The 20964-nt window shown below is 71.9% G+C and carries 18 protein-coding genes and 1 tRNA gene; 10 read left to right on the plus strand and 9 right to left on the minus strand.

Features of this window, described 5'->3' with window-relative positions; all coding sequences use genetic code 11:
- Positions 1-81: 81 nt before the first annotated feature.
- On the plus strand, positions 82-1899 hold the full coding sequence (arsA, locus tag AC3A5R_RS17920) for an arsenical pump-driving ATPase (protein ID WP_487622124.1): 1818 nt from the start codon (positions 82-84) through the stop codon (positions 1897-1899).
- 15 nt (positions 1900-1914) lie between these two features.
- Here the strand turns inward: arsA and AC3A5R_RS17925 are convergent, their stop codons facing one another.
- Positions 1915-2598, minus strand: a complete 684-nt coding sequence (locus AC3A5R_RS17925; RefSeq protein WP_487622125.1) for an arsenate reductase/protein-tyrosine-phosphatase family protein — start codon at positions 2596-2598, stop codon at positions 1915-1917.
- A 46-nt stretch (positions 2599-2644) separates the two neighbouring features.
- Between AC3A5R_RS17925 and AC3A5R_RS17930 the strand changes: the two genes are divergently transcribed.
- Both AC3A5R_RS17930 and AC3A5R_RS17935 read left to right on the plus strand, forming a co-directional pair.
- A complete protein-coding gene (locus AC3A5R_RS17930) occupies positions 2645-3406 on the plus strand; it encodes an aquaporin (RefSeq protein ID WP_487622126.1) in 762 nt (253 codons plus the stop codon).
- 29 nt (positions 3407-3435) lie between these two features.
- Positions 3436-3852 (plus strand): arsenate reductase ArsC, encoded by a 417-nt coding sequence (locus AC3A5R_RS17935; RefSeq protein WP_487622127.1) that lies wholly within the window; start codon positions 3436-3438, stop codon positions 3850-3852.
- Positions 3853-3920: 68 nt separating this feature from the next.
- Here AC3A5R_RS17935 and AC3A5R_RS17940 read toward each other — a convergent pair whose 3' ends face one another.
- Together AC3A5R_RS17940 and AC3A5R_RS17945 are read right to left on the minus strand one after the other, a co-directional pair.
- Positions 3921-4421 carry a DinB family protein gene (locus AC3A5R_RS17940; RefSeq protein ID WP_487622128.1) on the minus strand — a complete coding sequence of 167 codons (501 nt, stop codon included), beginning with the start codon at positions 4419-4421 and terminating at the stop codon, positions 3921-3923.
- Positions 4422-4470: 49 nt separating this feature from the next.
- A complete protein-coding gene (locus AC3A5R_RS17945) occupies positions 4471-4851 on the minus strand; it encodes an ArsR/SmtB family transcription factor (protein WP_487622129.1) in 381 nt (126 codons plus the stop codon).
- Positions 4852-4968: 117 nt separating this feature from the next.
- Between AC3A5R_RS17945 and AC3A5R_RS17950 the strand changes: the two genes are divergently transcribed.
- Positions 4969-6450 (plus strand): NAD(P)-binding domain-containing protein, encoded by a 1482-nt coding sequence (locus tag AC3A5R_RS17950; RefSeq protein ID WP_487622130.1) that lies wholly within the window; start codon positions 4969-4971, stop codon positions 6448-6450.
- Positions 6451-6612: 162 nt separating this feature from the next.
- The gene (locus tag AC3A5R_RS17955) at positions 6613-7764 is read left to right on the plus strand and encodes an MFS transporter (protein ID WP_487622216.1); all 1152 of its coding nucleotides are present in this window, start codon (positions 6613-6615) and stop codon (positions 7762-7764) included.
- A gap of 107 nt (positions 7765-7871) precedes the next feature.
- Here the strand turns inward: AC3A5R_RS17955 and AC3A5R_RS17960 are convergent, their stop codons facing one another.
- The gene (locus AC3A5R_RS17960) at positions 7872-10298 is read right to left on the minus strand and encodes a heavy metal translocating P-type ATPase (protein WP_487622131.1); all 2427 of its coding nucleotides are present in this window, start codon (positions 10296-10298) and stop codon (positions 7872-7874) included.
- A gap of 263 nt (positions 10299-10561) precedes the next feature.
- Here AC3A5R_RS17960 and AC3A5R_RS17965 point away from each other — a divergent pair, with 263 nt between their 5' ends.
- The 3 genes from AC3A5R_RS17965 (at position 10562) to AC3A5R_RS17975 (ending at position 13476) form a co-directional block, all read left to right on the plus strand.
- Positions 10562-11953 carry a sensor histidine kinase gene (locus tag AC3A5R_RS17965; protein ID WP_487622132.1) on the plus strand — a complete coding sequence of 464 codons (1392 nt, stop codon included), beginning with the start codon at positions 10562-10564 and terminating at the stop codon, positions 11951-11953.
- Between the two features lie 87 nt (positions 11954-12040).
- A complete protein-coding gene (locus AC3A5R_RS17970; protein ID WP_487622133.1) occupies positions 12041-12727 on the plus strand; it encodes a response regulator transcription factor in 687 nt (228 codons plus the stop codon).
- A gap of 158 nt (positions 12728-12885) precedes the next feature.
- Positions 12886-13476, plus strand: a complete 591-nt coding sequence (locus AC3A5R_RS17975; RefSeq protein WP_487622134.1) for a phosphatase PAP2 family protein — start codon at positions 12886-12888, stop codon at positions 13474-13476.
- Positions 13477-13688: 212 nt separating this feature from the next.
- Here the strand turns inward: AC3A5R_RS17975 and AC3A5R_RS17980 are convergent.
- Positions 13689-13765 (minus strand) — tRNA-Pro (locus tag AC3A5R_RS17980).
- Between the two features lie 314 nt (positions 13766-14079).
- A complete protein-coding gene (locus AC3A5R_RS17985) occupies positions 14080-15015 on the minus strand; it encodes a metallophosphoesterase (protein ID WP_487622135.1) in 936 nt (311 codons plus the stop codon).
- 79 nt (positions 15016-15094) lie between these two features.
- Here AC3A5R_RS17985 and AC3A5R_RS17990 point away from each other — a divergent pair, with 79 nt between their 5' ends.
- Positions 15095-15550, plus strand: coding sequence for a GatB/YqeY domain-containing protein (locus AC3A5R_RS17990; protein ID WP_487622136.1), 456 nt, complete (start codon positions 15095-15097; stop codon positions 15548-15550).
- A gap of 72 nt (positions 15551-15622) precedes the next feature.
- Here the strand turns inward: AC3A5R_RS17990 and AC3A5R_RS17995 are convergent, their stop codons facing one another.
- A complete protein-coding gene (locus AC3A5R_RS17995; RefSeq protein WP_487622137.1) occupies positions 15623-18046 on the minus strand; it encodes a penicillin-binding protein in 2424 nt (807 codons plus the stop codon).
- 290 nt (positions 18047-18336) lie between these two features.
- Between AC3A5R_RS17995 and AC3A5R_RS18000 the strand changes: the two genes are divergently transcribed.
- The gene (locus AC3A5R_RS18000; RefSeq protein ID WP_487622138.1) at positions 18337-18642 is read left to right on the plus strand and encodes a WhiB family transcriptional regulator; all 306 of its coding nucleotides are present in this window, start codon (positions 18337-18339) and stop codon (positions 18640-18642) included.
- A gap of 112 nt (positions 18643-18754) precedes the next feature.
- Here AC3A5R_RS18000 and bagB read toward each other — a convergent pair whose 3' ends face one another.
- Together bagB and bagA are read right to left on the minus strand one after the other, a co-directional pair.
- Positions 18755-19939, minus strand: coding sequence for an ATPase BagB (gene bagB, locus AC3A5R_RS18005; RefSeq protein ID WP_487622139.1), 1185 nt, complete (start codon positions 19937-19939; stop codon positions 18755-18757).
- Positions 19936-20949 (minus strand): ATPase BagA, encoded by a 1014-nt coding sequence (gene bagA, locus AC3A5R_RS18010; protein WP_487622140.1) that lies wholly within the window; start codon positions 20947-20949, stop codon positions 19936-19938. Before bagA ends, bagB begins: the two co-directional genes overlap by 4 nt.
- Between the last annotated feature and the right edge of the window lie 15 nt (positions 20950-20964).

The following is a 20964-nucleotide window of genomic DNA, read 5'->3' on the forward strand; positions in this document are numbered from 1 at the left end:
GACACGCGTCGCTCCGGCTGCCAGCGTTGACGTATCGACGGGGGCCCGTCCCCATGGCCCCGTCGCAGAGAGGTTGCGGTGATGACTGCCCTGCCCTTCGTCGACCAGCTGCCCCGGTTCGTGTTCTTCACGGGCAAGGGCGGGGTCGGCAAGACCTCGCTCGCCTGCGCGACGGCGGTGCGGTTGGCGGAGCAGGGTCGCTCCGTGCTCCTGGCGAGCACCGACCCCGCGTCGAACGTCGGGCAGGTCTTCGGCGTCACCGTCGGCAACACCGTCACGACGGTGGACGGTGTGCCCGGACTGGACGCCCTGGAGATCGACCCGCAGCAGGCGGCGGACGCCTACCGCGCCGCCGTCATCGACCCGGTGCGTGACGTGCTGCCCGCCGACGAGGTGTCCGCGATGGTCGAGCAGCTCTCCGGCGCGTGCACCACGGAGATCGCCTCCTTCAACGAGTTCACCACCCTCCTCGCCGACGAGGCGGCCACTGCTGCCTACGACCACGTCCTCTTCGACACGGCTCCGACGGGGCACACCATCCGCCTGCTCCAGCTCCCGGGAGAGTGGACCAGCTACCTGGCCGACGGCAAGGGCGACGTCTCGTGCCTGGGGCCGGTCGCCGGCCTGGACCGGCTCCGACACGACTACGCCGGGGCGCTCGCCGCCCTCACCGACCCGGTCCGCACCCGGCTCGTCCTCGTCACGAGGCCACAACGATCCGCGATCGACGAGGCCGCGCGCACCTTCGAGGAGCTGCGGGAGCTGGGCATGTCGAACGCCCACCTCGTCGTGAACGGCGTCATGCCGACGGACGCGACCGGTCCGGTCGCCGACGCCCTCACGGAGGCGATCCGTACCCGCGAGCAGGCGGCGCTGGACTCCCTTCCGGCCGCCCTCTCGGTGCTGCCCCGGACCACGCTCGCCCTCCTGCCCGTCAACACGGTGGGTCTCCCCGCGCTCAGGTCGCTCCTCGACCCCGTGTCTCCCTCTGCCGGCGCCGGCGCCGCCGCCGAGCCCTCGTCGCTCCCCGCCGGCGTCGTCGGGCTGCGGCACCTCGTCGACGACCTCGAGGCAGGCGGCCACGGCCTCGTGATGTGCATGGGCAAGGGCGGGGTCGGCAAGACCACCGTCGCCGCCGCGGTCGCCCTCGAGCTGGCCACGCGTGGCCACGAGGTGCTGCTCACCACGACCGACCCCGCGGCACGCCTGGGTCAGACGCTGCAGGCCGAGGTCGAGAACCTCACGGTCGAGCGGATCGACCCGCAGCAGGCGATCACCGAGTACCGGGCCCGGGTCATGGCCGGCAAGGGCAAGGGCCTCGACGACGCGGGCCGGGCAGCGCTGGCCGAGGACCTGAAGTCGCCGTGCACCGACGAGGTCGCCGTGTTCCAGCAGTTCTCGCACGTGGTCTTCCGGGCCCGCAAGCAGTTCGTCGTGCTCGACACCGCGCCCACCGGACACACGCTCCTGCTCCTGGACGCGACGGGTTCCTACCACCGGGAGATCACCCGTCAGATGAGTGAGGGTGCCCGCTTCGTCACCCCGCTCATGCGGCTGCAAGACCCGGCCCGCACCAAGGTCGTCATCGTTACGCTTCCCGAGACGACGCCCGTGCTCGAGGCCGAGGAGCTGCAGGCCGACCTGGCCCGCGCCGGTATCACCCCGTGGGCGTGGGTGGTCAATGCCTGCCTCACCGCGGCGGCGCCGAGCTCGCCGTTCCTGCGGACCCGAGCCTTCGCCGAGACGCCGTCGCTCGCGCGCGTCCGTGGGCTGTGCCAGCGCGTCGCCGCGCTCCCACTGCTTGCCGAGGAGCCGGTCGGCCCGGCCGCCCTGGCTGCTCTCATGGCCCCCGGTGCGATCGCCGCCGACCGGGGGACGGCGCTGTCCGCCCTCCGATGATCTCGGTCCGGTGGCTCAGCCGGCCGCCGAGAACCTCGGTGCGAGGGCGCTGACGCGTCCGGCGATGAGCTCCAGGGCGCGGTCGAACGCGCGCGCGCCACCTGACGGGACCGGGTCGGGGATGGACCAGTGAGCCCAGTCGGCCCCGTGCAGCTCCTCGTGCGCGCGGTCGCAGACGGTGATGACGAGGTCACCCTCGCGCTCGACGTCCGCGAGCAGCGCGGGTGCGACCTCCGGCAGGTCGAGGCCGTGACGCGCGGCGGCGGCAGTGGCGCGTTCGTTGATCCGCTCGCCCGGGTGGGTGCCGGCGGACGCCGCCGCGACGGTGCTGGCGCGGCGCCACAGGGCGGCGGCGAGGTGCGAACGGGCGGTGTTGGCGGTGCACACGAACAGCACCCGACGCGGTCGCGCCAACGCGCCGACCGGCGTCGACACGGCGCTCACGGCGTCCGGCGCCAGGGTCACGTACGTTCGACGGCCGTCACCTTCGGACCCATGGCGGGTGATGAGGCCGGCGTCCTGCAGCACCTTGAGGTGGTGGGCGAGCAGGTTCGACGGGACGTCGAGAAGGGCACCGAGCTCGGACGCTGCGGCGTCACTCACCGACAGGCGGTCCACGATCCGCAGCCGCGTGACGTCCGCCAGCGCAGCGTGCGCGCGGACGCGTCGCTGAAGCTCGCCAGTTTGCTCAGTGTTCATTGACTCAAGTTTGACTGAGCGAGGTTCGACGCGTCAACATCGTCGGGTGACGACTCCCGCACCGCTGCCCCGCCGCCTCCTGGCCGAGCTCCTCGGCACCGCGCTGCTCGTGACGGTCGTGATCGGCTCGGGGATCGCCGCACAGCAGCTGTCCCCGCAGGACGTCGGCCTGCAGCTGCTCGAGAACTCCCTCGCCACGACGCTGGGTCTCACCGTCCTGATCCTGCTGTTCGGCCCGGTGTCCGGGGCGCACTTCAACCCCGTCGTCTCGCTCGCGGACTGGTTCCTCGGGCGCCGCGCGGGGCACGGCCTGGGCCTGCGCGACGTCGGTGCCTACACGCTCGTGCAGGTGATCGGCGCGATCGGTGGCGCCCTGCTCGCCAACGCCATGTTCGGCGTCGGCACGGCGATCTCGACGAAGGACCGCATGACCGTCGGTCACGGCATCGGCGAGGTCGTCGCCACCGCCGGGCTCATCGCCCTCGTCTTCGCGCTGGCGCGCACCGGCCGCGCCGCCCTCGCCGCGCCCGCGGTCGGGGCCTACATCGGTGCCGCCTACTGGTTCACCAGCTCCACCTCGTTCGCCAACCCCGCCGTCACCGTCGGCCGCGTCTTCTCCGACACCTTCGCCGGCATCGCACCGAGCTCGGTGCCCGGCTTCGTCGTCGCGCAGCTCGTCGGCCTGGCCGTCGGTCTGGCCCTGACCCTGGCGCTCTACCCCGACGCCGGCGAGAGCGCCGAGGACGTCGTCGTCCCGCACGGCCACGACGACACCTCTGCCTCCATCTCCGCAGCGCCCACCTCATGACCGCCACCCCTGATCGAGGAGAGACCACCATGGCCGACAAGCCGTCCGTCCTGTTCGTCTGCATCCACAACGCCGGCCGCTCCCAGATGGCTGCCGCGTACCTGCACCACCTGTCCGGTGGCGCCGTCGAGGTCCGCTCCGCGGGCTCCGCCCCCGCCGACCACGTCAACCCCTCCGCCGTCGCTGCCATGGCTGAGGAGGGCATCGACATCACCGCCGAGACCCCCAAGATCCTCACCACCGAGGCCGTCAAGGAGTCCGACGTCGTCATCACCATGGGCTGCGGCGACACCTGCCCGATCTTTCCCGGCAAGCGCTACGAGGACTGGGAGCTCGAGGATCCGGCGGGCAAGGGCGTCGAGTCGGTGCGCCCGATCCGCGACGAGATCAAGCGACGCATCCTCGACCTGCTGGCCTCGCTCGACGTCGCACCCGTGAGGAGCTGACGGCGTCGACGGCGCCGGGACGGTAGGCGCGTCGACGACTTGCGCCGCTGCCCGGACGGCGACAGCACCTAGCCGTCCTGTGCGTCGTGAAGGGTGAGCTGGCGCCGGTGGTGCTCGTAGTGGACGGTCGCGTAGTGCAGGACGTCCTGCACGGTCATGTAGTCCTGGAAGTAGGGATCCCACCCCGTCGGAAAGTGCATGCCGCGGGCCAGCACCCGGTCGTCCGCCTGCTCCAGGAACCGGACGAGGCTCGCCGTGGCACGGCCCATGGCGCGGTCCATGCCGGACCTGCCCAGCAGGTGCGGGCCGCCCAGGGATCCGAGGTAGTTGACGACGTGGAACGGTCGGGTGGCGGCGTTCAGCAGTGCTGCGAAGGCCCGCGACACGGCATCGGGTAGTCGAGCGAACGCGCGCACGAGCCACAGGAGGTTGCGCACGAGCAGGTAGCCGAAGAGCATGTGGAACAGCAGCTGCTCGTTCGTCCATCGGGTCCCGTTGCTGCGGCGTCGTAGCTCGGACCGGCTCGCCTGCTCCACGAGGGCGCGGAAGTCGTCGCGAGCGACCCGCATCTCTCGTTCTATCTCGAGGCGTTCCATGCGTCCGCCGAGCTGGGCGCGCTCAGGCCGGCGCGAGCAGCTGCGCCATCACCGCGAGGACGCCGGGCGTCACCCGGTAGTAGACCCACGTGCCGCGACGCTCGGACTCCAGCAGGCCGGCCTCGCGCAGCTTCTTGAGGTGGTGGGACACCGTCGGCTGCGAGACGCCGACGTCCTGGATGTCGCAGACGCACGCCTCGCCGCCCGCGGACGAGGCGATGTTGGAGAACAGCCGTAGCCGCACCGGGTCGCCGAGCGCCTTGAACATGCCGGCCGCGTGCTCGGCGTCATCGACGCCCAGCGGGCCATGCGTCAGGGGTGTGCAGCACACCTCATCTGCGGCCCCGCCCGCGGTTGCGCCGTCACGCGAGGTCACGTCCCGGATCTCCAACAGATTCGACATGCGTCTATCTTGACACTCATCGAAATGGGTGTGCAAGATGGCGCCGTCATCACATTGACGAACATCGAAGCAGCAGTCGCCGGTTGCACGCCGACGCCCGACCCGGAGGTTCAGCCCGTGACCACCCCCACCACCCAGCCCGACTCCACTGTCGCGGCGTCTCCTGTCGTCGTCATCGGCGCCGGCCCGGTCGGCCTGGCTGCCGCTGCGCACCTGCTCGAGGAGGGTCTTGACCCGGTCGTGCTCGAGCGCGGGGCGGGCGCCGGTTCGGCCGTCACCGAGTGGGGACACGTGCGTCTCTTCTCCCGGTGGTCCGAGCTCGTCGACCCCGCCGCGCGCCGGCTGCTCGAGCCCACCGGTTGGGCCGCCCCGGAGGCCGGCCAGTACCCCACCGGCGCCGAGTGGGTCCAGCTGTACCTGCAGCCGCTGGCCGACGCCCTCGGTGACCGAATCCGCTACGGCCGCACCGTGACCGGCGTGGCCCGCGCGGGCCGTGACCGCGTCGTCGACGCCGGCCGTGACAGCCGGCCCTTCACCGTCCACGTCCGCGACGGCGCGGGTCGCCCGTCCCGGCTCACCGCCCGAGCCGTCGTCGACGCGTCGGGCACGTGGACGCGTCCCAACCCCCTCGGAGCGGACGGCTACCCCGCCGACGGCGAGCAGGACACTGCCGTCGCCGAGCACATCGCCTACCGAGTCCCGGCCACCACTGACCCGGCCGATGTGGCCCGCTACGGCGGCAAGCGCACCGCCGTCGTCGGCTCGGGCCACTCGGCCCTGACCGCGCTCGTCGCCCTCGCCGAGCTCGCCGAACGCGTCCCCGGCACCACGGCCGTCTGGGTGCTGCGCCGCGGCGTTGTCGGCAACGTCTACGGGGGCGGCGATGCCGACCAGCTTCCCGCACGCGGCGCCCTGGGGCTGCGGGCCAAGGAGGCTGTCGCTGCCGGGCACATCGAGGTCGTCACCGGGTTCCGAACCCAGGCCGTCGAGCGCACCAGGGCCGGCTCGGGAGCCCTGGCCCTCGTCGGCGAGGACGGCACCCACATCGACTGCCTCGACGAGGTCATCGGGCTCACCGGCTTCCGGCCTGACCACTCGATCCTGTCCGAGGTACGCCTGCGGCTCGACAGTCGCCTCGAGGCACCGGTCGCGCTGGCCCCGCTCATCGACCCCAACATCCACTCGTGCGGCACCGTCTACCCGCACGGCGCCGCCGAGCTCGCCCACGACGAGCAGGACCTCTACGTCGTCGGGATGAAGGCCTACGGCCGCGCCCCGACGTTCCTGGCCCTGACCGGCTATGAGCAGGTCCGCTCCGTCGCCGCCTCCCTGGCGGGCGACCACGAGTCCGCCGCGCGCGTCGAGCTCACCCTTCCCGAGACCGGCGTCTGCGGCGGGGCCGGGCTGTTCGACGCGCCCGACGCCACCACGGGCGGCGCCCAGGGCGGCGGCTGCTGCGGTCCCGCTCCCGTCGAGACCGCCACTGCAGTGACCACCGGCCTTCCCCTGGCAGGAGTGTCGGTGAAGGCCGCGCCACAGCTGATCCGGATCGGCACCCCCGCGACCAGCTCAGGCGGCTGCGGCCCCACCGGATGCTGAACCGCCCACCCGGGTACGACGGGCCGTCGACCGCTCCCTCCACAGCGGTCGACGGCCCGACCACGGCCACCACGGGTGGTCACACCGGCTCGCACCCGTCCGCCCCCGTCCGCCCCCGCTACGCGCTGCCGGTCCTGTGCGTCACCCAGGTCATCGGCTGGGGTGTGCTGTACTACGCCTTCCCGGTCATGCTCCCCAGCATCACTCGCGACACCGGCTGGTCTCCTGCCGGCGCGACCGCTGCGTTCTCCGCAGCCCTCGTCGTCTCGGCCCTGGCGGGGATCCCCGTGGGGCCACCTGGTCGACCGCGCCGGCCCGCGCCGCGTCATGACGGCTGGTTCCCTGCTCGGTGCGCTCTCGCTCGTCGCCGTCGCAACCGCGCACACGCTTGCCATCTTCACGGCCGGCTGGCTCCTCGCCGGGCTGGCCATGGCTGCCACGTTCTACCAGCCCGCGTTCGCAGCCCTCACCCGCTGGTACCCCACCGGCCGTGTCCGTGCCCTGACCACCCTGACCCTTGCCGGCGGGCTGGCGAGCACCATCTTCGCCCCGGTCACAGCATCTCTGACCGAGCACCTCGGCTGGCGCGATGCCGCTCTCGCCCTTGCGTGCGTCGTCCTTTTCGCCGCCGTGCCGTTGCATGCGGCTGGGCTGAGGGGTCCTTGGCCACAACACCATTCCGCCGTGGTCCATGCCGATGGTGCAGAAGGCCGATCTGCGAAATCCACTGTTCCCCAGGCCGGCCCGCGGAACGTCATCGGCAGCCGCCCGTTCCTGACGCTCGCCGGGGCCCTGACTCTGTCCGGCTTTGCCATGTATGCCGTCGTCTTCGGACTCGTTCCACTGCTCACCCATCGCGGCGCCAGCACCACCGAAGCGGCCTGGGCGCTTGGCCTCGGCGGTCTTGGACAGACTCTCGGCCGACTCGCCTACGCTCCGGTGGCTGCCCGCACCAGCCCCCGTGGCCGGACCGTGGTGCTCGTTGCTGCCGGCGGCCTGACCACGGCCCTGCTCGCCGCAGTCCCCGGGCCGTTGTGGCTGCTCACCGTCATCGCCATGGCCGCCGGCACCGTCCGCGGGAACCTCACCCTCCTGCAGGCGACCGCGGTCACCGACCGCTGGGGTACCGGCACGTACGGCCGTCTGACGGCCACGCTCGCCGCACCCGTCACCCTCGCGGGCGCTCTCGCTCCATGGGCGGGAGCCGCGCTCATGAGGCCGGTGGGTGGGTACGCGCAGCTGTTCTGGGTCCTGGCCGCCCTGTCCGGACTGGCTGCGATCGCGGCGTCGCTCGATCGACCGGCCCGCCCCTGACTCGCGGCTGCTCGCGCCCACGCCTCCTCTCTCGTGTCGCGGTCGTCGTCCGGGTCTCCGGCCTCCGCGACGACGCCGAAGGGAGCCGGCCCGGATTCGACGTGTGGCTACAACCGCTGCGTACGCAGGCGCAGGGCGTTGCCGATGACGCTGACCGACGAGAGCGCCATGGCGGCGGCGGCGATCATCGGGGACAGCAGCAGGCCGAACGCCGGGTAGAGGACCCCGGCCGCCAGCGGGATGCCGGCTGCGTTGTAGGCGAACGCGAACCAGAGGTTCTGGCGGATGTTCGACATGGTCGCCTCGGACAGCTGCCGGGTGCGGACGATGCCGATCAGGTCGCCCTTGAGCAGGGTGACGCCGGCACTCTCGATGGCGACGTCGGTGCCGGTGCTCATCGCGATGCCGACGTCGGCCGCGGTCAGGGCAGGGGCGTCGTTGACGCCGTCGCCGGCCATGGCCACGACACGGCCCTCGGCGCGCAGTGCGTTGACGACGTCGCTCTTGTGGTCGGGGAGCACCTCGGCCTCGACGCGGTCGATGCCCAGGCTGCGGGCGACCGCGTCGGCGGTGACCCTGTTGTCACCGGTGAGCATGACGACCTCGATCCCGTCGTCGCGCAGGGCCTTCAGCGCGGCCGGGGTGGTCTCCTTGACCGGGTCGGCGATGGCGAGCACGCCCGCGACAGCCCCGTCGACGGCGACGTAGACGGCGCTGGCGCCGTCGGCGCGCAGCCGGTCGGCCTCGGCGTCCATGCTCGAGGTGTCGACGCCCTGGGCGGTCAGGAAGCCGCTGCTGCCGACGAGGACACGGCGTCCGTCGACGCTGCCCGTGACGCCCTTGCCGACCGGAGCGTCGAAGTCGGTGACCGCCGGGATGCTCAGGCCCGAGTCGTTGGCGGCGCGGACGACCGCCAGGCCGAGGGGGTGCTCGCTCGCGCGTTCCACGGCGGCAGCCAGCTTCAGCACCTCGTCATCGTCGACGCCGTCAGCGGCGGCGACGTGGGTGACCGACGGACGCCCCTGGGTCAGGGTGCCGGTCTTGTCGACGACGAGGGTGTCGACCTTCTCCATGAGCTCGAGGGCCTCGGCGTTCTTGATGAGGACGCCGAGGGAGGCGCCGCGACCGACGCCGACCATGATCGAGACCGGCGTGGCCAGGCCGAGCGCACAGGGGCAGGCGATGATGAGGACGCTGACGGCGACGACGAGTGCGTGCGCGAGGCGCGGCTCGGGCCCGACGGTGGCCCAGACGACGAAGGCGACGACGGCGACGCCGATGACGGCGGGCACGAACACCGCCGAGACGCGGTCGGCCGTGCGCTGGATGGGCGCGCGGGACCGCTGGGCCTCGGCGACCATCTGCACGATCCGGGCGAGCATCGTGTCCCGCCCGACCTTCTCGGCGCGCACGACCAGGGACCCGGTCTGGTTGACGGTGCCGCCGATGACGCCGTCCCCGCTCGTCTTGGTGACCGGCATCGACTCCCCGGTCACCATCGACTCGTCCAGGGTGGAGCGTCCCTCGTGCACGGTGCCGTCGACGGGCACGGACTCGCCGGGGCGCACCCGCAGCAGGTCGCCGACCTGGACCTCGTCGAGGGTGACGTCGGTCTCGGCGCCGTCCTCCTGCAGGCGGTGCGCGGTCTTCGGGGTGAGGTCGAGCAGGGCGCGGATGGCGCCGGAGGTGCTCTCGCGGGCGCGCAGCTCGAGGACCTGCCCGAGCAGGACGAGCGCGGTGATGACGGAGGCGGCCTCGAAGTAGACCGCGACGGCACCGTCCATCCGGAAGGCCTCGGGGAACAGCCCGGGAGCGACGGTCGCCACGACGCTGAACAGCCAGGCGACGCCGGTGCCCATCGCGATGAGGGTGAACATGTTCAGCTTCATCGTGCGCACGGAGGTCCACCCGCGCTGGAAGAACGGCCGGCCCGCCCACAGCACCACGGGAGTGGCGAGCACGAGCTGGGCCCAGTTGGCCGCGGTCGTGGAGATGGCGTCCTCGAGGGCCGGGATCAGGTCGCGCCCCATGGACAGGACGAGCACCGGGATGCTGAGCGCGACGGCGACGACGAACCGGCGGGTCATGTCGGCCAGCTCGGGGTTGGGCCCGCTGTCCACGGTCACGGTGACCGGTTCGAGCGCCATACCGCAGATGGGGCAGGAGCCGGGGCCCGGTCGGCGGATCTCCGGGTGCATCGGGCACGTCCACTCGACGGCGTCGCCCGCGGAGGGCGTTCGCTGCCCGGAGGGCGCGCCGGCGCGCGGTGGTGCCGGGTGGCCGGCGTGGTGGTGTGCGGCGGCTGCATCCTCGTGTCCGTCGGGTTCGGCGCCGACGTGACCGGCCGGGCCGCCCACGTACTCAGCGGGGCTCGCGGCGAAGGTGGAGCGGCAGCCGGCGGAGCAGAAGTGGTACGTGTGCCCGTCCAGCTGGTGGTGGTGCTCGGTGGTGGCGGGGTCGACGTCCATGCCGCAGACGGGGTCCTGCACCAGCGAACGCGTCGAGGCGGTGGAGGGTTCGCGGTGGCTGTCCATACCTCCAAGATACCCCTATGGGGTATCTAGTCAAGGGGGTGCGGAGCAGTCGGGCCGGACCCCGGGCACTCCGAGCGTCCCGGCCGGCCGTTCAGGGTCGTTTCAGCATCGACGCGTGATGCTTGGGAGATGATCCGCCGAGGGCTTGGAGCAGCGCAGTGGCCGGTCCGTGCCCGGTGGTCGCTGGACTGTCCGGCACGGTCGGTGAGGCGTGGCTGACGGCGTGTCGCCCGACGGGTCGCGGATTCGGGGACGATGACGACATGGCTGTGACCTCGGTCCTGTCCCGGTGGCGCGTGCGGTCGTTGCGGTTCCGCATCCTGGCCGTCACCGCGGCTGCGGCATCGGTGGCGCTCGTCGTCGCGCTGGCGGCGTACGAGCTGACGCTCGAAGCGGTCGTGAGCAGCACGACGACGAACGCGGTGACGGAGCAGGCCAACCAGATCGCCTCGATCGTCGTGGCCGGCAAGGAACCCGCCACGACCTTGCGTGAGGTTCCCGCGCGCGGGTCGGTCCTGCAGCTGGTCGGACGCGACGGACGCGTCCTGTCCTACAACGATGTCGCTGCCGCGCGACGCCCCCTGGCAGACCTCAGGCCTGCCGCCGGGCAGGTCCTCAGCACGCGCGTCGACGGCCTTCCGACCGACGAGAACGTGTCCTACGTCGTCGTGGCTCGGGGTCTCGGCGGGCCGGCCGGTGAGGGCGAGGTGGGCACGGGTGGGACGACCCTGTTCGTCGCGACGCCCCTGCAGACCGAGTCCGTGCTGATCCAGGGGGCGACCACGGCCCTCGGGGTGCTGGCCCTGGTTCTGCTGGCGGGCCTGCTCTGGCTGATCAACCGGGTGCTGAGCAGCGCGCTGAACCGGGTGGAGCGGATCCGGTCGTCCGTCGCCGAGATCCGGGCCACCGGCTCCGAGGTGCGGGTCCCGGAGCCGATCGGGGACGACGAGATCACCCGTCTGGCCCAGACGATGAACGAGATGCTCGACAGGCTCCGCGAGGCCGACGCAGCGCAGCGGGCGTTCGTCAGCAACGCCTCGCACGAGCTGCGCAGCCCGCTCACGGCGATCCGCATGATCAGCGAGACGTCTCCCGACGGGATCGACCGGGCGGGCACCGCCGTCGTCACCACGGAGGCGCTGCGCATGCAGAGTCTCGTCGAAGACCTGCTGACGCTGGCCAAGGCAGACGACCAGGGAATCGTGCTGCAGCACAGGGATGTCGACCTGGACGACCTGCTCATCGATGAGATCCACCGGCTCGAGGCGACGACTGCCCTGACCGTCGCGGGCGACATCCGTGCCGCGCGGACCGTCGGTGACCCGGACCGCCTCGCGCAGGTCGTCCGCAACCTCGTCGACAACGCCGCACGGCATGCCCGCAGCTCCGTGCGCCTGTCCTGCGGGCCGGGCCCACGGGGGACCGTGATCGTCACCGTCGACAACGACGGCGACGTGGTGCCCGTGGACCAGCGCGAAGCCATCTTCGACCGCTTCACGCGCCTGCAGGACTCCCGCGACCGGGACAGCGGAGGCAGCGGCCTCGGCCTGGCCATCGTGCACGCCCTGGCTCAGGCCCACGGCGGGAGCGTCAGCACCGGCGTGGCCCCCGATGGCTGGTGCCGCTTCGAGGTGAGGTTGCCCCAACCGGCGTGAGCCCGGCCGCCGGTGGTGGCCCGACAGGTGCCGCGGCGACGCGTCAGGGTGCCCGGCTAGGGTGCGCCGTGAGGAGGGCCGTATCGGATGCGCGTGCTGGTCGTCGAGGACGAGGTGAACATCGCCGCCCCGCTGAAGCGGGCGCTGACGGACGAGGGTTTCGTCGTGGACGTCGCCCACGACGGCGTCACCGGTCAGTGGCTCGCCACGGAGAACCCGTACGACGTCGTCGTCCTCGACATCATGCTGCCCGGCCGCAACGGCTACGACGTGCTGCGAAACCTCCGCGCGCAGAAGAACTGGACTCCGGTCCTGATGCTGACGGCCAAGGACGGCGAGTACGACCAGACGGATGCCTTCGACCTGGGCGCCGATGACTACCTCACCAAGCCGTTCAGCTTTCCGGTCCTCGTCGCGCGGCTTCGGGCTCTGATGAGGCGCGGCGCCCCCGAGCGTCCGGTGACCCTGACCGCGGGCGACCTGCAGCTCGATCCGGCCCGACACGTGGTCACACGGGCGGGCACGCAGCTGCGGCTCACCTCCCGTGAGTTCGCCGTTCTGCAGTTCCTCATGCGTCACGTCGGGGACGTCGTCTCGAAGGCGGAGATCCTGGACAACGTCTGGGACCCCGGGTACCAGGGCGGCGAGAACATCGTCGAGGTGTACGTCGGCCACCTGCGCCGACGCATCGACGGACCTTTCGGCGTGGAGTCCCTCGAGACGGTCCGCGGCCGCGGCTATCGCCTGCACGCGCTCACGGTCCGGGAGCACTGACCGGCACGGGTGCGGTGGGACGCCGGTCCCATACTGACGTTCAGGAAGGCTTCAGCCGTCCCGGGAGATGGTGGTGCCCGGCACGACGGCTCGCGGGCCCCAGGGGCGCAGGCGCGCCGCCGTCTCCGCGACCACGACGACGGACACCGGAGGCTCCGATGGATCCCAACCAACAGCTGTTCAGCCAGGTCAACGACGTGGCCCGGCACACACCGTGGTTGCACGGCATCGCCGCCGACTACGCCACCTACGGTGTCGTCCTCTTCGGTGCGCTGGTCATGCTCGCCGTGTGGCGGGCGCGGCACGCATCGCACACGAAGCTTGCGTCCGCGCTCTGGGCCGGGATCGCAACCCTGCTGGCCGTTGGCGTGAACCAGCCCATCGTCTCCCTGGTCGCCGAGCCCCGCCCCTACCAGTCGCACCCGGGCATCCTCGTGCTCGTCGCGCGGAGCACCGACTGGTCCTTCCCTTCCGACCACTCCGTCATGGCGGGTGCCTGCGCTGTCGGGCTGCTCATCGCCTCCCGACGCCTGGGCGCGGTGGCCGCTGTCGCAGCCCTGCTGATGGCAGGAGCTCGTGTATACGTCGGGGCGCACTATCCCCTCGACGTCCTCGCAGGCCTGGCCGTCGGTGCCGTCGTGGCGGGCGCGGGCTGGCTCGTGCTGCGCCAGGCACTCGTCTTCACGGTCTCCCGAGTACGGCACCTCTCGCCGGTCCGCGCGTGGTGTGAGCCCCGGCCAGGTACCTGAGCGCTGGTCCGAACACTGCGACGGACAGCGGTCAGCGTCGGGCCTCGACAGGGGACGCCGCACTCCCTCCCGCGGGGACTGGAGCCTCGTCAAGCAGCTGGGGGCCGGCCGCGGTGACGACGCCGGTCCCGCGTCCCGGCATCCTCTCCCGCCACAACGCCGAAGGGCCCGCTGGACTCGACTTTCGTCGATCCAGCGGGCCCTTCGGCGTTTGGTCGGGGTGACAGGATTTGAACCTGCGACCTCTTCGTCCCGAACGAAGCGCGCTACCAAGCTGCGCCACACCCCGGTGCTGCGATTCGGTGTACCCGAGGCAGCCAGAGGAGACTCTAGCGCAGGCCCCGGCCCATCTCCGAATCGGGTCCCGGGAGCTCGCTCGGTCTCGCTCGACGCCTCGAACGAGGCCCGACAAGCCACCCGACCGACCGCGTCTGATCCGCTCCTGCTCCGTCACTGCTGCGTCCCGTGCAGCAGTGACGGAGCGGCCGGAAACCTGCCGGTCGGAAGAGCCGCCCGAGCCAGTACGTCACTGCTGCGTCCCGTGCAGCAGTGACGGAGCGCGTCGCGTCCGCCTGGTGCCGCCGGACCCAGTCGGGCGCGAGGTCAGGCGTGGGAGCGGGGGACGAGGGTCAGCAGCGTCGCCTCGGGGCGGCAGGCGAGGCGCACGGGCGCGGTCGGCGCGGTGCCGAGACCGGCAGACACTTCGAGCCAGGCCGCGTCGGCCGGCGCCTGCGAGGACGGCGTCGACCCGGCACCGGGCCACCACCGCGACACCCCCTTGACGCGTGAGGTGTCGAGGTCGCAGTTCGTGACGAGCGCGCCGTAGCCGGGGACGCAGACCTGGCCCCCGTGGGTGTGGCCGGCGAGGACGAGTCGCGCACCGTCCGCCGTGAACGCGTCGAGCACGCGCTGGTAGGGCGCGTGCGTGACGCCGATCGTCAGGTCTGCCGACGGGTCGGCGGGGCCGCGGACGAGGTCGAGCCGGTCGTAGCCGAGGTGCGGGTCGTCGACGCCGACGAGCTCGAGGCGCAGGCCGCGCACCTCGAGCATCCGGCGGCGGTTCGTCAGGTCGGTCCAGCCGTGGTCGAGGCCACGGCGCAGGTCGTCGGTGGGCAGCCGCGGCGTCGAGCCGACGCCTTTGGCGTGGTGGCGCGTCAGGTACCGCAGCGGGTTCTTCACCTTCGGGGCGAAGTAGTCGTTCGAGCCGAGGACGTAGGCGCCCGGGACATCGAGGAGCAGCTCGAACGCGTCGAGGAGGGCCGGCACGGCATCGGGAGCGGCGAGGTTGTCGCCGGTGTTGACGACGAGGTCCGGGTCGAGCGAGGCGAGGCTGCGCACCCACGCGGCCCGCGCGCGCTGCCGCGGCACGAGGTGGATGTCGGACACGTGCAGTACCCGCAGCGGCGCGGCGCCCTCCGGCAGCACGGGCACCTCGAAACGCCTGAGCACGAAGGCGTTCCGTTCGATGAGCGAGGACCACCCGAGCACGGCGGCGCCAGCGGCCCCGAGGCCCAGCACGGTCTTCGTCATGGCATGCATGGGCCTCATCCTCGCACCCCTCCAGGGCCCGACGAGAAACCCGGCGAGGGCGTGCGCCGCGACCTGAGAGACTGACGCCATGAGCACCCTCAAGGAGCAGCTGAAGTCCGACCTCACCACCGCGATGCGCGAGCGCGACCAGGTGCGGGCCGGCTCGATCCGCATGGCTCTCACCGCCGTGACGAACGAGGAGGTCGCCGGCAAGGAGCACCGCGAGCTGTCCGACGACGACGTGCTCAAGGTCCTGACCAAGGAGGCGAAGAAGCGTCGTGAGGCCGCCGAGGCCTACACCGGCGCGGGGCGGGGCGAGCTGGCCGCCAAGGAGGAGGCCGAGCTCGCGGTCCTCGAGACCTACCTGCCCCAGCAGCTCGGCGACGACGAGCTCGAGGCGATCGTCCGGGAGGCCGTCGCGGCGTCCGGCGCCACGGGGATGCCCCAGATGGGCCTGGCGATGAAGGCCGCGAACACCGCGGTCGCCGGACGGGCGGAGGGTGGCCGCGTCGCCGCCGTCGTCCGACGCATCCTCGCCGGCTGAGCGGCTCCGCACGACGAAGGGCCCGACGCGTGGTGCGTCGGGCCCTTCGTCGGTGCCACGTGCGGAGGGTGCTCAGCGCCCGGGTGGCGGCTTGGGGCCGCCGCGACCGTTGCCGTTCCCGTTGCCGCCGCCTCCGCCGCCACCGCCGGGGTTGACGACGGGCGGCGGCTGACGCTGACCCCCGCGCGAGGTGTAGATGGTGATGTAGCTGCCCGGGGCGGCGGAGCCGTACGGCGACGTGCCGGCGACCATGCCCTGCGGGACGCCCGAGCTCATCGTGCCGCCCACGCCGGCGGAGAACCCGGCGGCCTGCAGGGTCGCGATGGCCTGGTCGACGCTCATGCCCGTGACGCCGGGCACGCTGGCCTGGCCGTTCGCCGCGGTCTGGGCGCCCTTGGTGTACTTGTCGCTGGGCTCGCCGAACGTGAGGATCGGCTGGCCGTCGAGGGCCTGGTTCATGATCTGCTTCCAGATCGGCGCGGCGATCGCGGCGCCGTGCATGACGGGGTAGAACTGACCGCCGACCGAGACGTTCTTCATGACGCGCTTGTTGCCGTCGTAGGGCGTGCCGACCCAGACGGCGGTGACGAGCTGCGGGGTGTAACCGACGAACCACGACTCGTTGTTGCGGTTCGCCGTTCCGGTCTTGCCGGCGGACTCGCGCTTGCCGTCGTCGAGCTGGTTGCGGATGCCCGAGCCGTGGGTCATGTTGAACTCGAGGAACTTGTCGGTGGCCCGCACCACGTCGGGCTCGGCGACCTGCTGGCAGGCGGTCTTCGGCAGCGCGACGTTCTTGCCGCCGATGACGAGCTTGGTCACGGCGACCATCGGGCACTTCTTGCCGTCGGCAGCGAGCACGCCGTACGCGTGGGCGACGCCCTGCGGCGACACCTCGGACGCGCCGAGGATGTACTGCGGGGCGTAGCGGCCGACCGGCTGACCGTCGGACTGGTGCAGGCCCAGGCGCAGCATCGTGCTGCGCACCTTGCACCCGCCGAGCTGCTCGGCGAGGGCGATGAAGGCCGTGTTGGTCGACTTGGCCGTCGCCTCCATGAGGCTGATCTTGCCGCCCTTGAAGGGCGAGTCGTTGAACACCTTCCACTCGCCGCCGGGACCGCAGTTGGCGACGCCGCCCGGCCAGTCCTTCGGGGTGTAGACGGCCTGCGAGTTGCCGCCGGCGCCCTTGGCGTTGACCGACGAGGTCGTCGTCATGCCCGACTCCATGGCGGTGACGAGCGCGAAGGCCTTGGCGGTCGAGCCGAACTGGAAGCCGCCGGACCCGCCGTACTTCTTGTCGAGGGCCCAGTTGATGCCGGTCTTGCCGCGCGACTCCTTGTCGACCGTGTACACGGTGTTCTGTGCGAACGCCTTGACCTCACCGCTCCTCGGGTCGGCGACGTAGGCCGCGGCGCCGATCTCCGCCTTGTTGCCGATCGGGACCCTCTTGGTGACCTCGCGCTGGGCGACCTTCTGGATGCGCGGGTCGAGCGTCGTCGTGATGGTGATGCCGCCGCGGTAGAGCGTGCGCTTGCGCTCCTCGACGGTCTTGCCGAGCTGGGGCATCATCAGCGCGTAGTTGACGATGAAGTCGCACCAGTACGGGTACGGCGAGGCGAGGCACGTGCTCTTCGGGTTGGAGACCCGCAGGTCCTGCTTGATGGTGCGCTTCTTGGCCGCCGCGTGCTGCTTGTCGTCGATGATCTTCAGCTCGTGCATGCGGTCGAGCACGACGTTGCGTCGGGCGAGGGCGCGCTCGGGGTTGTTGACCGGGTCGGTGGTGCCCGGGTTCTGCGTCAGGCCGGCGAGGAGGGCGGCCTGCGAGAGGCTCAGCTTGCTCGCGTGGATGCTGAAGTAGTGCATCGAGGCGGCCTCGACGCCGTACGCACGGTCGCCGTAGTAGACGAGGTTGAGGTAGCGCTCGAGGATCTGGTCCTTGCTCAGCTGCTTCTCGAGGGTGATGGCGTACTTGAGCTCCTTGAGCTTGCGCATGTAGTCCTTGCGGACGGCGGCCTGGGCGGCGGCCTGGTCGCCCTCGGCGAGCGCGTTGTACTGGAGCGAGATCTTGACGTACTGCTGGGTCAGCGACGAGGCGCCGACGGAGCTGCCGTTGCGCAGGTTGGAGATGACCGCGCGCATCGTGCCCTGGATGTCGATGCCGCCGTGCTCGTAGAAGCGGTGGTCCTCGATCGCGACCTGTGCCTCACGCATGATCGGGGCGACCGCGGTCAGCGGCACGACGGTGCGGTTCTGCTCCTGCGGCGTCGCGATGACGGTGCCGTCGGCGGCGAGGATCTTCGAGGACTGGGCGAGCGGGTTCGTCGTGAAGTCGCTCGGCAGCTCGTTGAAGACGTCGACACCGCTGCGTGCCAGCGCGCCCGTGGCGCCGACGGCGGGCATCGCCAGGCCGGCCGCGAGGAGGCCCAGCACCAGGGCGGACGCGAGGAACGCCCCGAGCAGGCTGACGACGCCACCGACCGACGTTGTGCGTGAGGACATGGGCCCAAGGGTAACCGCTGAGGCCTTGGTCACCGGATCTTCGCACGTCAGGCGCGGTTGCGCCGCGAGAACCTCGAGTTCCGGGGGTCCGGCACGGAGGTCCCGCATGGTCCGGAGTGACTAGTCACCGACGCCCGGAAATGGTCCGTGTGGCCTATGTCGCACTCATGCGACCGAGCCCTAATGTCTCGTTTGGGCCTAAGGGGAGGTCCACCACATCAGGACCGGTGGGACGGTCCGTTTGCCGGCTCGGTTACTGGGAGGTTCCGAGCGGGGAGGGGAAACTGATCATGAGTGCTGTCGCAATTATCGACTCGTGGGTCGACGACTGGGCTAGCCAGGCTCGCTGTTCGAGCCAGGACCCGGACGCGCTGTTCGTCCGTGGCAAGGCCCAGCACGACGCCAAGGCCGTCTGCAAGGGGTGCCCGGTTCTGGCCCAGTGCCTGGCCGAGGCCCTCGACAACCGGACCGAGTTCGGTGTCTGGGGCGGGATGACGGAGCGGGAGCGCCGTGCGCTGCTGCGCAAGCGTCCCGACATCGCGTCGTGGAAGACCGCCCTGCGTGCCGGTATGGCCGCGCAGGCTCGTCAGGCCTGAGCCTCACGTCACGCCCGCGCCGCGACGCGTCCGACTCGCCGGACGCGTCCGGCGCTCGCGTGCGTCACGGACGCGCCTGAGGTCCGGTGCGCCAGCGCGCTGGTGGACGCTGTCAGGACCCCGCGAGCGCTGCGCCGATCTCGCGCAGCCCGTCGAGGTCGTGCACGTCGCGCCCGAGGGCCGGCACGTGCACCACGGGGATTCCGGGGTGCGCGCGTGAGAAGCGGTCGGCCAGCTCGTGCTGCCGCTGCGCCGTGCGCACGAGGTCGGCGTGCAGGCGCAGCAGGCCGGCGGCGGTCGTGGCCGACTTCGGCCCGTTGCCGTCCTCGAGCGCCTCGGCGACCGCGAGGGCCTTCGACGGCGTCAGCCCGGTGGCCTCGACGCGTCCGATGCGGTTGACGACGAGCCCGGCCAGGGGCATGCCGTCGGCCTCGAGCCGGTCGACGAAGTACGACGCCTCGCGCAACGCGTCGCGCTCGGGTGCTGCGACGACGAGGAAGGCCGTGCCCTCCTCGGACAGCAGTCGGTAGGTGTCGTCGGCGCGCTCGCGGAAGCCGCCGAACATCGTGTCGAGCGCGTTGACGAAGGTCTGGACGTCGGTGAGCATCTGCCCGCCGAGGATCTTCGTCATCGCCCCGGTGACGATCTGGACGCCGACGCCGAACATCTTGAGGCCGGCCCGCCCGCCGGCCTTGGCCGGTGCGGTCAACAGGCGGATGAACCGGCCGTCGAGGAAGCTGCCGAGGCGGTTCGGGGCGTCGAGGAAGTCGAGCGCCGACCGCGACGGCGGGGTGTCGACGACGATGAGGTCCCACGGCGCGTCCGGGCTGCCCTCGGACGCCTTGAGCTGGCCGAGCTTCTCCATCGCCATGTACTCCTGCGTGCCCGCGAACGAGCTGGAGACGGCCAGGTAGAAGGGGTTGGCGAGGATCTGCTCGGCCTTGTCCGGGTCGGCGTGCGTGATGACGACCTCGTCGAAGGTCCGCTTCATGTCGAGCATCATCGCGTGGAGACTGCCGCCGGCCGAGGCGTCGATGTCGGTGACGGGGCGGGGCGTGTTGTCGAGCTCGGTGAGCCCGAGGGACTGTGCGAGCCGGCGGGCCGGGTCGATGGTCAGCACGACGACGCGGCGGCCGGCCTCGGCGGCCCGCAGCCCGAGCGCCGCGGCCGTCGTCGTCTTGCCGACGCCGCCCGAGCCGCAGCACACGACGATGCCGATCGACGCGTCGGCGACCAGGGTGTCGACGTCGAGCAACGGCGCCGGCCGGGCGACCCTTGGCCGGCTCGTCGTCGTCATGCGGGCACCTGCTCGTGGGCGAAGTGGGGCACGAGGACGTCGGCGAGCTCGCGGACCGACCCGCTGTCGACGCCGTCGGGCAGCAGGGGCAGCTCGACGATCGGCAGGCCGGCCCCCTCGAGGAGGGCGCGCTGCTCGCGCTCGAGGTCGACGCGTTGCGCGTGGTCGCGGGCCTCGGCGAGCAGACCGTCGACGAGCTCGGGCGTCACGGTGACCCCGGCCTCGGTGAGCTGGGTGCGGATCGAGGGCTTGTGCAGCCGGCCGGCGAGGGCCTGGCCGATGGCCGCGTCCTCGAGCAGCGGCCGGCGCACCATGTTGACGATGATCGAGCCGGGCCGGAACCCCTTGGACCGCAGCTCCTCGACGGCCTCGAGCGTCTCCTGCACGGGCATCTCCTCGAGGAGGGTGACGAGGTGCACGACGGTCTGCTCGGACTGGAGCAGGCGGGTGATCGACTCGGCCTGGGAGTGGATCGGCCCGACGCGGGCGAGGTCGGCGACCTCGGAGTTGACCGACAGGAACCGCCCGATGCGACCGGTGGGCGGCGCGTCGAGGACGAGGGCGTCGTAGGTGAGCGGGGCGTCGCCGCGGTGCCGGCCGTCGCGGCGGCGTCGGCCCGCCTCGTAGACCTTGCCGATGAGCAGGACGTCGCGCACGCCGGGCGCGATCGTCGTCGCGAAGTCGATGGCGCCGAACTTCTCGAGCAGGCGCCCGGCGCGGCCGAGCTTGTAGAACAGCTGGAGGTACTCGAGCAGGGCCGCCTTCGGCTCGACCGACAGCCCGTCCACCTCGCCGCCGCCGGGCAGCCGCACGACGCGCGTCTCGTCGGTGCCGAGCGGCGGCACGTCGAAGGTCTGGCTGATGCCCTGACGTCCCTCGACCTCGGTCAGCAGCACGCGGCCGGGCGTCGAGGCGAGGGCGAGGGACATCGCGGAGGCGACGGTGGTCTTGCCGGTGCCGCCCTTGCCCGTGACGACGTGCAGCCGCGCCTGGCCCCAGTCGGTCGTCACGGGCCCAGCCTATGC

It is taken from the genome of Intrasporangium sp. Soil_C_50, from assembly GCF_057656595.1.

What these genes read in the sequence shown, in the direction of transcription:
- arsA (WP_487622124.1), top strand. Translation starts at nt 82, where the DNA reads ATGACTGCCCTGCCCTTCGTCGACCAGCTGCCCCGGTTCGTGTTCTTC.
- AC3A5R_RS17965 (WP_487622132.1), top strand. Translation starts at nt 10,562, where the DNA reads ATGGCTGTGACCTCGGTCCTGTCCCGGTGGCGCGTGCGGTCGTTGCGG.
- AC3A5R_RS18000 (WP_487622138.1), top strand. Translation starts at nt 18,337, where the DNA reads ATGAGTGCTGTCGCAATTATCGACTCGTGGGTCGACGACTGGGCTAGC.
- AC3A5R_RS17990 (WP_487622136.1), top strand. Translation starts at nt 15,095, where the DNA reads ATGAGCACCCTCAAGGAGCAGCTGAAGTCCGACCTCACCACCGCGATG.
- AC3A5R_RS17985 (WP_487622135.1), bottom strand. Translation starts at nt 15,015, where the DNA reads ATGCATGCCATGACGAAGACCGTGCTGGGCCTCGGGGCCGCTGGCGCC.
- AC3A5R_RS17970 (WP_487622133.1), top strand. Translation starts at nt 12,041, where the DNA reads ATGCGCGTGCTGGTCGTCGAGGACGAGGTGAACATCGCCGCCCCGCTG.
- AC3A5R_RS17995 (WP_487622137.1), bottom strand. Translation starts at nt 18,046, where the DNA reads ATGTCCTCACGCACAACGTCGGTCGGTGGCGTCGTCAGCCTGCTCGGG.
- AC3A5R_RS17960 (WP_487622131.1), bottom strand. Translation starts at nt 10,298, where the DNA reads ATGGACAGCCACCGCGAACCCTCCACCGCCTCGACGCGTTCGCTGGTG.
- AC3A5R_RS17935 (WP_487622127.1), top strand. Translation starts at nt 3,436, where the DNA reads ATGGCCGACAAGCCGTCCGTCCTGTTCGTCTGCATCCACAACGCCGGC.
- AC3A5R_RS17940 (WP_487622128.1), bottom strand. Translation starts at nt 4,421, where the DNA reads ATGCGGGTCGCTCGCGACGACTTCCGCGCCCTCGTGGAGCAGGCGAGC.
- bagB (WP_487622139.1), bottom strand. Translation starts at nt 19,939, where the DNA reads ATGACGACGACGAGCCGGCCAAGGGTCGCCCGGCCGGCGCCGTTGCTC.
- AC3A5R_RS17945 (WP_487622129.1), bottom strand. Translation starts at nt 4,851, where the DNA reads ATGTCGAATCTGTTGGAGATCCGGGACGTGACCTCGCGTGACGGCGCA.
- AC3A5R_RS17925 (WP_487622125.1), bottom strand. Translation starts at nt 2,598, where the DNA reads ATGAACACTGAGCAAACTGGCGAGCTTCAGCGACGCGTCCGCGCGCAC.
- AC3A5R_RS17975 (WP_487622134.1), top strand. Translation starts at nt 12,886, where the DNA reads ATGGATCCCAACCAACAGCTGTTCAGCCAGGTCAACGACGTGGCCCGG.